This window comes from Synechococcus sp. (assembly GCF_982614295.1).
In genome coordinates this window covers 25,175-34,435 of record NZ_CEXBMR010000015.1, presented here as the reverse complement: position 1 = coordinate 34,435, position 9,261 = coordinate 25,175, and the positions used below count along the sequence as shown (strand labels likewise).

Below are 9,261 nucleotides of genomic sequence, written 5' to 3'. Positions count from 1 at the left end.
CAACTGAGTCGTCACCAGCTAATACGCAACTTGGATATTTCCAAGTTATTGCAGAACCTGTTTCCACTTGAGTCCAACTTATATGGCTTCGGGCACCTTCACAAATTCCGCGTTTGGTAACAAAGTTGTAGATGCCACCCTTACCGGTTTCATCGCCTGCATACCAATTCTGAACAGTTGAATATTTTATAGAAGCATCGGTTTTAGCAACTAATTCAACCACCGCAGCATGCAGTTGATTAGTATCAAACATTGGAGCTGTGCAACCCTCAAGATAACTGACAGAGGCGGCCTCTTCAGCAACAATTAAGGTGCGCTCAAACTGGCCTGTATCACCACTATTAATTCGAAAATAGGTGGAGAGATCCATAGGGCATGCAACCCCTTTTGGGATGTACACAAAAGAACCATCACTGAACACCGCAGAATTCAGAGCAGCAAAATAGTTATCACCGATTGGAACAACAGAACCGAGATAACGTTCAATAAGCTCTGGATTCTCTTCAACAGCCTCAGTAAACGAGCAAAAAATTACGCCGTCCTCAGCTAATTTTTTTTTGTAGGTTGTAGCAATCGAAACACTGTCAAATACCGCATCAACGGCTACATTGCTAAGACGCTTTTGTTCGCTTAAGGGGATACCAAGTTTCTCAAAGGTTTCTAATAATTTAGGATCTACTTCATCGAGGCTCGCCTTTTTTTGCTGCTGCTTTGGGGCGGCATAGTAAATAATATTTTGATAATCAATTTTAGGATATCCAATAGCTGCCCAATCAGGCTCTTTCATGCGTTGCCAAGTACGAAAAGCCTTTAAGCGAAAATTTAATAAAAATTCAGGTTCCTGTTTCTTTGCCGATATCAACCTCACCACATCTTCATCTAAACCTTTGGCGATTTTCTCAGTTTCGATATCTGTAACAAAACCATATCGATAAGGCTGAGAAACTAAAACACTAAGATCTGATCCCACCTGAGTTGGCGGAGTTGAAGTGGAGGAGGAAGGAGTCATCGAGAAACTATTTAACTATCGGTGTGGGCTTGAATTTCTTGGATTGTGATGGTTTGAGCTTCACCCCTAAATGGATTGTCTTCAGTGAGAAAAAGCATGCAGTGACATTCCTTGCGCTCGCGCATTGGCACGCAAGGGCAATTCCAGAAGGCCTGCTCCACTTCCGCCTGCTTGTCTTCGTAGTGACGGCAGGGACATAAAGCGCCACCCAAATCATCTTTATGGCGGGCCAACCCCTCAAGTACTACCGCAGTTACGCCAAGGTCGCTACAAAAATAAGTACCGGTGCGCTGAGCATAGGTTTCGGCAAAACGCCGGATCACCTCGAGACTCTCTGAAACAGCTGGAGTGTTGGTGTCGTGAGCCATGGAGCTACTGGTGGTGAATTTACGAAACACCCTGGTTTCCTAAAGCCAGAGTAAAGCAAGGGTATGACCTGCTGCGACCTTTTTCTTAACTAATTGCTGCCCTTGCCCCAAGCGAAGCAGAGCTGTTGCTCCTCAGCTTTGCTTGCTCCGATCGTTGATCTCAGGTATTGCAAAGAGCAGAAAGTGTTGATTTGATCCAAAGGGTGAAAGATGTTTATTTAGATTCCACAATTGCCGTGGCTTGATGGCAGGCTGGGGATTAATGACCGGTTGGAGAAATGATCGTTAGCTCTCCAGCTTCTACACACGAGGCAGCACTTACCTTGCTGTTACGCCAGGGGGAGTGCAGTGCTGCTGAATTGGCGGCGCAATTAGGGATATCAGTGCAAGTGATGCGTCGCCACCTACGCAGCCTCGAGGAAAAGGGTTTTGTGGAAGCAAGCCCCCAAACCCTTGGTAGGGGGCGGCCGCGTAATCGCTGGCGTTTAACTAGCGCAGGAAGGGGGCATTTCCCTGATGGCAGCGAGCATTTTGCCCTTGGCTTATTGCAATCGCTAAGCCAAAGCCTCAGTTCCAACGAGGTGCAAGCCCTGCTTTACAGCCAGGCAGAGCGGCAAGCCAATAGCTATCGCCTTTTGATCGGTTCTGGGGCCCTAGGGCACAGGCTTGAGAAGTTAGTGGAGCTAAGGCGCAAGGAGGGTTATGTGGCTGATTGCGAAGCTGAGCCCGGCGGCAGGAGTTGGATGTTGCAGGAATATCACTGTTCCGTTTTAAGAGTGGCTGAGGCTTTTCCGGTGATCTGCGACCAGGAATTGCAACTGATGCGCCACACTTTTCAAGATTGCGCCGTTGAAAGGGTGCACTGGAAGCTGGAGGGCGGCCATGCCTGTGGTTTTCGGCTTGAACCGCTTCGATAAATCAATTTTAAATCCAACTTTTTTATGGAACAAAACACCGCAACGATCAGCAATGCCCTTGGCTTTTTTCAATTAAGCGCGGGGAGTTGGCGCTCTCAACGCACCAGCCATCACCTGCTGCATCGCCGTGCGGAAGCTGGTGGCTCATTGATTGAGGTTTCGATGCTTGAGCTCGATGATTGCCGTTTGGCAGCGATGGCCACCCTGCACGGCCAAGAACCAAACCACGTGGTTGGCGGCTGCCATGTGCGCTGGGGTGGCTCGATGGCATGGGATAAACATGGCGAAGAACATGAAGGGGAGAGCATGTTTGCCTTAATCCCACAAGACCTGGAGGGCAAACAGGGCTTGCTGCTGAGGGATCGGGGTTATGCCGAAACAGCGCCGGTGGCTGGGCACTTCCGCTTGGATGAAAGCGGCAGCCTTTGGCTCACCACCAGTTACGAAACAATGAACAGCGTTGAAAGATTTTGGTTTGTAGGACCCAACATCCGCTTGCGCAGCAGCACTGTGGAGGGCTTATCGAATACAGCGTCTTTATGCATGGAAACCAGGCTTGACAGCGCTGCTGTAACTCCTAAATCCATAGCAAACATTGAGATGCCCACTTCGATTCTGGGTTGGTAGGGGAGCCAACAGCACAATTCCTAAAGTTACGGTCTGTGAGTGCAGGGCTGCACTAAAGCTTCTAAAGACTGGAGTACTTATACGATCTCTTTAATAGATGTTGATCACGCGTGGCCTTGCCCCTTCTGTCTTACGCGCCCACCACAAAAAATGCCCGAGTTGAGCCATTTCGGGTTGGATCAGATGAGGATCCCAAGGCCGTAGCCCTTGATAGAACCCTGGGCCTTCAGGAGCTGGGCTTCGTTATCGAAGCCGCCTATCGCCAAATCTTTTTTCATGCCTTCAAGGTGGATCGCGATCGTTTCCTTGAAAGCCAGCTGCGCAATGGCCAAATCACTGTTCGCGACTTTGTTCGCTCCCTTTGCCTTTCCGACACGTTTAACCGCAGCTTCTACAACCTGAATAGCAATTACAAAGTAGTTCGCCACCTTGTGGAAAAGTTGCTAGGCCGAACCACCCACGGTAAGAGCGAAGAAATCGCCTGGGCCGCAGTGATCATGACCCGAGGCGTAGTGGGCATGGTTGACGACCTCATCAACAGTGATGAATACCTGAATGCTTTTGGATTCGATACGGTGCCATATCAACGCAACCGCGTTGTGGGCTCCCGTGATCTGGGTGAGACTCCTTTCAACATCACAAGCCCGCGCTACGACGCTTACTACCGCAAGATCTTTGGCTTTCCTCAGGTCGTTTACACCGGCAAAGCCCGCGCTTTACCTGCCAGGGCGCGTCAAAAGCGCGGCGGTTACCCAGAGGACTACATGCCATGGGTACGCTCCTTGCCAGCTCTACGCACATCTGCTGCTGCTGGTGAGATCTCAGAGAACTTCCTGGCCAAAGTGCCCTACCGCAGCATCGGCCGCTAGTGAGGGCAAAGGTTAAGGGCCTTTATCCATAATTTAAGAATCAGCAATTGCTGACCCGGGCCCTCTATCCGGTTGTGGATTTCGGTAACTAAAGCCAAAGTGATCCCAAAGCAATCCTTTAAATCGTGGGAAACCAAACCTTTTCGTCATTGGCCCGTCTCACATTGCGCCAATTGAGAAGGGTTGCTGGTGATTTAGGTGTTGGTTTATACAGCCGTAAAACCAAGGAGGAGCTGCTCGATGCCATTAGCCAACAGCAGGAATTCAGCACTGGACGCACCCGCCTTGAAACAGCTATTTCATTGGCTGAGATGGAAACAAGCTTTGGCGATACTCCTCTACCACTAGCTGAAACAAGAGTGGTGTTTCTACCAAGAGATCCACAGTGGGCTTATGTGTTTTGGGATATCTCTGGCGAAAGCCGTAACGCCGCCACTGCCGCTGGGGCACGCCAACTATGTTTGCGAGTTTCAGACGTAACAGGCCTACAAACTGGTGCCAGCCACCCCCACACCCTTCAAGAGGTGGTTGTAGATAGCAACGCAACCGAGTGGTATCTACCTGTACCGCTCAGCGATCGCGATTACCGCGTTGAACTGGGATACCGCAAAACCGATGGAGGCTGGTTTTCATTAGCTTTTTCCGCTGTTGCCAGGGTGCCAGCCTTACATCCAAGCGAACAAATCCTTGATCAATTCGTACCCTTTTCCCTGGATGCTGCCCCAACAACCCTGCCTGCACCAGCGGAGTCTGGCGACAGCAGCCTGCACGAACGCCTGTACCAGAATGCAACCGTACGCTGGCGCCGCCTTGGCAGGGGCTCAGAAGGCTTCCATGAAATAGAAGGCGGCAACGCTTCAAACCATGGCTTGAACGATTCCGGCATTGGCCGCTGGGCCAGTGGCAGAAATGAAAGTGGCATTGGCGGAGTAGCACCAAGACAACGCTCTTTTTGGCTCGTAGCAGATGCTGAGTTGATTGTTTATGGAGCTACAGACCCAGCGGCCACACTTTCAATTGGTGATGAAATAGTGCCCTTATCTGCAGATGGCACCTTTAAAGTGCAAGTACCATTCCGCGATGGACAACAGTTTTATCCAATTAAAGCTGTAGCAGCAGATGGAGAGCAAACCCGCAACATCACCCTTGAATTTGAACGCAACACTCCTGAAGACAACAGCAATACCCCAGAACAAGCAAAGTCTGAGTGGTTTTAGTTAGTGGGCGCAAAACGCTTTCTAGTGTTGGTGGTGCCCGTAGCCGGTTCCCTCGGCCTGCCAATTGCCGTTGCATTGGTAATGAAACAAGCTGGCATTGGAGCAGGTGTGGGTTTAATTTTATTACTCATTTGCCTTTGGTTTGCTTTAATGCTGCGTTTTGCGCAGATGCCAGAGCACAGCTAACTCATAAAAATTCAGTAAAGCAACATTATTCGAAACCGTGGAACACTGTCCTTAGAGGCAATGTCTGCTTTGAGCATTATTCAGACAAGTAGCAAAAGAACCAGCAAAATAGTAAAGAGTATTTTTATTGGCTTAATGTGTACTGGCTGCAGTGCAACAGCAAGCTATCAGCCAAATCAAACTGAGCAAATAGCACTGCCTAAAGATATAGAACTTCGTTTTAATCAGCTAAGCACGAAGGATTATCGCAACCCTATCAATGGTAAACAACGCCCGGGAGAAAATCTTGAAGCCTTAATTATTGAAAGCATAAATGGAGCAGAGCACGAAATTCTATTAGCGGTGCAAGAATTATCCTTGCCTAGGGTGGCAGTTGCACTTGCTGCAAAACACAAAGCGGGGGTAAAGGTGAAGGTGGTGGTTGAAGATCAATACCGCAAAGCATGGAGCAAAATACATGCCGCCGGCCTGCCGCCCCATCAACAGCAAAGACTGCTGCAACTCGCTGCTCTAGCGGATTCAAACAATGACGGCCTGCTCACAGCATCCGAACGCTATAACGGCGATGCCATTGCACTACTAGAAACTGCAAGCGTGCCCATAAAAGACGACACCGCTGATGGCAGCAAAGGAAGTGGGCTTATGCATCATAAATTCATAGTGATTGATCAAAAGCAGGTGATTTTTGGATCTTCAAATTTTAGTAATTCAGATATCCATGGAGATGCAGGAGCACCAAAAACAAGGGGCAATGCAAACCATCTGATACGCATAAATAATCCAACAATTGCCCAAATATTTAAAAAAGAATTTGAACAGTTATGGAGCGATAAATTTGGCCGAAGCAAGAAGGCCGCAACACTTCAGGAAGCAATGGTTGGAAATACAAGGGTGCAGGTATTATTTGCACCGCACAAACGCAATAGCCCAGAGAATGGAATAAATCTAATCCGGGAAACACTTGGAAGCGCAAAACAAAAGATTGATCTTGCACTATTTGTATTTTCAGCACAAGAACTAACCGAGATTTTAGAGGAGCGAGTGAAAGCTGGAGTTAAATTGCGCGCATTGGTGGATCCCGGTTTTGCCAGCCGTAGCTATTCAGAATTACTAGATATTATGGGTATAAGTTTAGCAGGAAAAAACTGCAAAACTGAGCTAAACAATAAACCCTGGCTGAAGCCAACTAATGCTGTTGGTATCCCTAAGCTTGCCACTGGAGATAAACTTCATCATAAAGTAGCAATTATTGATGAAAAAACAGTAATTAGCGGCTCCTTCAATTGGAGTCCCAGCGCGGCTTACAGCAACGATGAAACATTGGTGATTCTGCACTCAGCTCAATTAGCAAGACATTTCACTCGCGAAATGGAGCGGCTCTGGGGGGGAGCAATTCTTGGAGTTTCGCCAAAACTAGAGAGAAAAATAGAAAATTCCATCCGCTTCTGTGGCAAAGTTAGTTCAATTACAAACTCCAAACCAACGAAATGAGATCGCTCCTGCTAATTGGATTAGCCCTGGTTGGATTAAGCGCAACTCCTTCAACAGCTCAACAGCGTCAAACATCAAAACAAGTAGAGGAGGAGCGGGCACCCCTCAGCAAAACAGATCTAAAACCAACCTTCGACGCAGTTGTGGAATGCGCCCAACGCAACCAAGAAGCTGGTTGCCTAGCGGCAAGAATATTGGCAGATAAATTATTGGATCGTCCGTTTGCAACGGCAATTTGCAAAGATACTGCTTTCGCAATAACGTCAAAAGCAAAAGTGACCGCCACGAATGATTTTGATCGGAAAGAATTCCTAATAAACAAAGCAACGGATTTATTAGCTCTTTGCATTAAAAGAGAATCAAATAAAACCGAATCCCCAAGCGAATTACCCCCAGGGGTTAAAAAGCGCTGAGTTTAAGGAACTGCTGAGATACATCATCTATCTGAGCTAAAGGAGGCACACCAGCCATAATAAAATTGTCTGCAAAATTACAAACATTATTTCTCTTACCTGCCGCATCGCAACTATAAGAAAGTGCAACCATCGCATTCATTAATTTGTCTTGCAAACAGCCTTCAGTACCAGTGCGACCCAGTACAGCATCTGCTGCCTCTTTAGCTTTCAGGATCGCCTGCGGATAAGCCAACTCGGCATCTGCATGCAAAGGAACCAACAAGGTCGATAAAGCCTGTAACGAGAACACAACAAATGCAGCTTTAAGCTATAACTTTCTTTTATGAAGCATTTTGAAACCGCAACTATTTCCTACACAATAGCCAAGCCTTAAAGCACCTAGCTCTAGGTTGTAATGAGCTGATGAGCCACGGTGACCACATCCTCCAATCCCGCAATTCAAAGGATCCAGCTCACCCAGCCATTTCAAGATCAAAAACCGGGCACCTCAGGCCTTCGTAAAAGCACAAAACATTTCAGCCAAACCCACTACCTCGAAAGCTTTATTGAAGCGATTCTGCAGGTGCTGCCGGGGGTTCAAGGGGGCACCCTCGTGGTGGGGGGCGATGGACGTTATGGCAACAGGCAAGCAATACAGGTGATCGCTGGAATAGCAGCCAGCCATGGCCTTGCCAAATTAATACTCACAACAGACGGAATTCTCAGCACACCAGCAGCTTCGCATTTAATAAGAGAAAAAAAAGCAATAGGCGGCATTATCCTGAGTGCTAGCCACAATCCCGGCGGACCTGATGGGGATTTTGGGGTAAAGCTAAATGGGGCCAATGGGGGGCCAGCGCCTGAATCGCTAACCAACGAAATTTTCGAATGCAGCAAAACCTTAAACAGCTACAGCTTTAAAAGATTGCCAGAGATCACACTAGATAAAATTGGGGTATACAAATTCGAAAAACTTGATATTGAAGTTATAGACGGAGTTACAGACTACCTTAAATTAATGGAGAATTTATTTGATTTTGATTTACTAGGAGATCTACTTAAATCAGATTGGCCGCTTGCATTTGATGCAATGCATGCAGTTACAGGCCCCTATGCGGTGCAATTACTTGAACAGCGCCTGGGTGCCCCCGCTGGATCTGTGCGTAATGGCATTCCACTTGAAGATTTTGGCGGCGGACATCCAGATCCAAATCTCACCTACGCTAATAAACTGGCCAGCTTGCTTTTAGAGGGAGATAACTATCGATTTGGTGCAGCTTGCGATGGTGATGGAGATCGCAACATGATCCTCGGGCAGCGTTGTTTTGTTAATCCAAGTGATAGTTTGGCAGTAATAACTGCCAATGCATCTTTAGCAAAAGGGTATACAAATGGATTAGCGGGAGTCGCCCGCTCCATGCCAACCAGTGCAGCAGTTGATCTGGTGGCAAAACAACTAGGGATTAAATGCTTTGAAACCCCAACAGGTTGGAAATTCTTTGGGAATTTACTTGATTCAGCTGAAATAACAATATGCGGAGAAGAAAGCTTTGGCACTGGAAGTAATCACATCCGCGAAAAAGATGGGCTGTGGGCGGTATTATTCTGGTTAACAATATTAGCAAAGCGCAAGTGCACAGTAAAAGAAATAATGAATGAGCATTGGAATCATTATGGCCGTCACTACTATTCGCGCCACGATTATGAGGGCGTGGATAGCGATCGCGCCCACAGCCTATACAACAACCTAAAAAGCCGCCTAACCAATCTTAAAGGCGAGCAATTTGCTAATAGCAAAATTGCCTTAGCCGACGATTTTAGTTACACAGATCCTGTTGATGGATCACTCACTGAACAGCAGGGATTGAGGTTGTTAATAGAAGATGGAAGCAGAGTGATCTTGCGGCTTTCAGGCACTGGCACCCAGGGCGCAACATTGCGACTCTATGTAGAGCGCTATGTTTCCCAGGCTGGGAATTTACAAGAAGATCCTCAAGTTGCCCTCGGAGCAATGATTAATGCAGCCGATAGCCTGGCTGGAATACGCCTTGGCACCGGAATGGATAAACCAACAGTAATTACATAACTGATCTTAAATTGTTCATGAAACAAAATAAGTTATTTGATGGAATCCTTTGATCTTGCGATTAATGAGAGCTGGCGCATAGATTCACCCCAAAAG

At 47.4% G+C, this 9,261-nt stretch carries 11 protein-coding genes; 8 read left to right on the top strand and 3 right to left on the bottom strand.

Annotation, left to right across the window (positions count from 1 at the left end):
* Together sufB and AC2JC8_RS04170 are read right to left on the bottom strand one after the other, a co-directional pair.
* Window positions 1–1,009: Fe-S cluster assembly protein SufB (sufB, locus tag AC2JC8_RS04175; RefSeq protein WP_484594252.1), on the bottom strand; the 1,009-nt coding region annotated here is incomplete at its 3' end.
* A gap of 11 nt (window positions 1,010–1,020) precedes the next feature.
* Window positions 1,021–1,377, bottom strand: coding sequence for a ferredoxin-thioredoxin reductase catalytic domain-containing protein (locus AC2JC8_RS04170; RefSeq protein ID WP_295458815.1), 357 nt, complete (start codon window positions 1,375–1,377; stop codon window positions 1,021–1,023).
* Window positions 1,378–1,655: 278 nt separating this feature from the next.
* Here AC2JC8_RS04170 and sufR point away from each other — a divergent pair, with 278 nt between their 5' ends.
* The 7 genes from sufR to AC2JC8_RS04135 all read left to right on the top strand — a co-directional run bounded on the left by sufR (window position 1,656) and on the right by AC2JC8_RS04135 (window position 7,097).
* Window positions 1,656–2,294 (top strand): iron-sulfur cluster biosynthesis transcriptional regulator SufR, encoded by a 639-nt coding sequence (sufR, locus tag AC2JC8_RS04165; protein WP_484419995.1) that lies wholly within the window; start codon window positions 1,656–1,658, stop codon window positions 2,292–2,294.
* Window positions 2,295–2,318: 24 nt separating this feature from the next.
* Window positions 2,319–2,921 carry a phycobiliprotein lyase gene (locus tag AC2JC8_RS04160; protein ID WP_484400596.1) on the top strand — a complete coding sequence of 201 codons (603 nt, stop codon included), beginning with the start codon at window positions 2,319–2,321 and terminating at the stop codon, window positions 2,919–2,921.
* A gap of 110 nt (window positions 2,922–3,031) precedes the next feature.
* On the top strand, window positions 3,032–3,790 hold the full coding sequence (locus tag AC2JC8_RS04155; RefSeq protein WP_484400595.1) for a phycobilisome rod-core linker polypeptide: 759 nt from the start codon (window positions 3,032–3,034) through the stop codon (window positions 3,788–3,790).
* A 125-nt stretch (window positions 3,791–3,915) separates the two neighbouring features.
* Window positions 3,916–5,007, top strand: a complete 1,092-nt coding sequence (locus tag AC2JC8_RS04150) for a DUF4912 domain-containing protein (protein WP_484594251.1) — start codon at window positions 3,916–3,918, stop codon at window positions 5,005–5,007.
* A gap of 3 nt (window positions 5,008–5,010) precedes the next feature.
* Window positions 5,011–5,193: a hypothetical protein gene (locus AC2JC8_RS04145; RefSeq protein WP_255131305.1), complete on the top strand. Its 183-nt coding sequence runs from the start codon at window positions 5,011–5,013 to the stop codon at window positions 5,191–5,193.
* 69 nt (window positions 5,194–5,262) lie between these two features.
* On the top strand, window positions 5,263–6,684 hold the full coding sequence (locus AC2JC8_RS04140) for a phospholipase D-like domain-containing protein (RefSeq protein ID WP_484400592.1): 1,422 nt from the start codon (window positions 5,263–5,265) through the stop codon (window positions 6,682–6,684).
* Entirely contained in the window at window positions 6,681–7,097 is a 417-nt protein-coding gene (locus AC2JC8_RS04135) for a hypothetical protein (protein WP_484594250.1), read from the top strand. The genes AC2JC8_RS04140 and AC2JC8_RS04135 overlap by 4 nt, the downstream gene beginning before the upstream one ends.
* On the opposite strand, the gene AC2JC8_RS04130 is transcribed toward AC2JC8_RS04135, so the two are convergent.
* Complete coding sequence (locus AC2JC8_RS04130; RefSeq protein WP_484400590.1) at window positions 7,084–7,389, bottom strand: hypothetical protein; 306 nt, start codon at window positions 7,387–7,389, stop codon at window positions 7,084–7,086. The two genes, AC2JC8_RS04135 and AC2JC8_RS04130, sit on opposite strands and share 14 nt — an antisense overlap.
* A gap of 123 nt (window positions 7,390–7,512) precedes the next feature.
* Between AC2JC8_RS04130 and AC2JC8_RS04125 the strand changes: the two genes are divergently transcribed.
* A complete protein-coding gene (locus AC2JC8_RS04125; RefSeq protein ID WP_484400588.1) occupies window positions 7,513–9,165 on the top strand; it encodes an alpha-D-glucose phosphate-specific phosphoglucomutase in 1,653 nt (550 codons plus the stop codon).
* Window positions 9,166–9,261: the final 96 nt, after the last annotated feature.

Coding starts and splice junctions, on each gene's coding strand:
- AC2JC8_RS04160 (WP_484400596.1), top strand. CDS start 2,319: ATGGAACAAAACACCGCAACGATCAGCAATGCCCTTGGCTTTTTTCAA.
- sufR (WP_484419995.1), top strand. CDS start 1,656: ATGATCGTTAGCTCTCCAGCTTCTACACACGAGGCAGCACTTACCTTG.
- AC2JC8_RS04135 (WP_484594250.1), top strand. CDS start 6,681: ATGAGATCGCTCCTGCTAATTGGATTAGCCCTGGTTGGATTAAGCGCA.
- AC2JC8_RS04170 (WP_295458815.1), bottom strand. CDS start 1,377: ATGGCTCACGACACCAACACTCCAGCTGTTTCAGAGAGTCTCGAGGTG.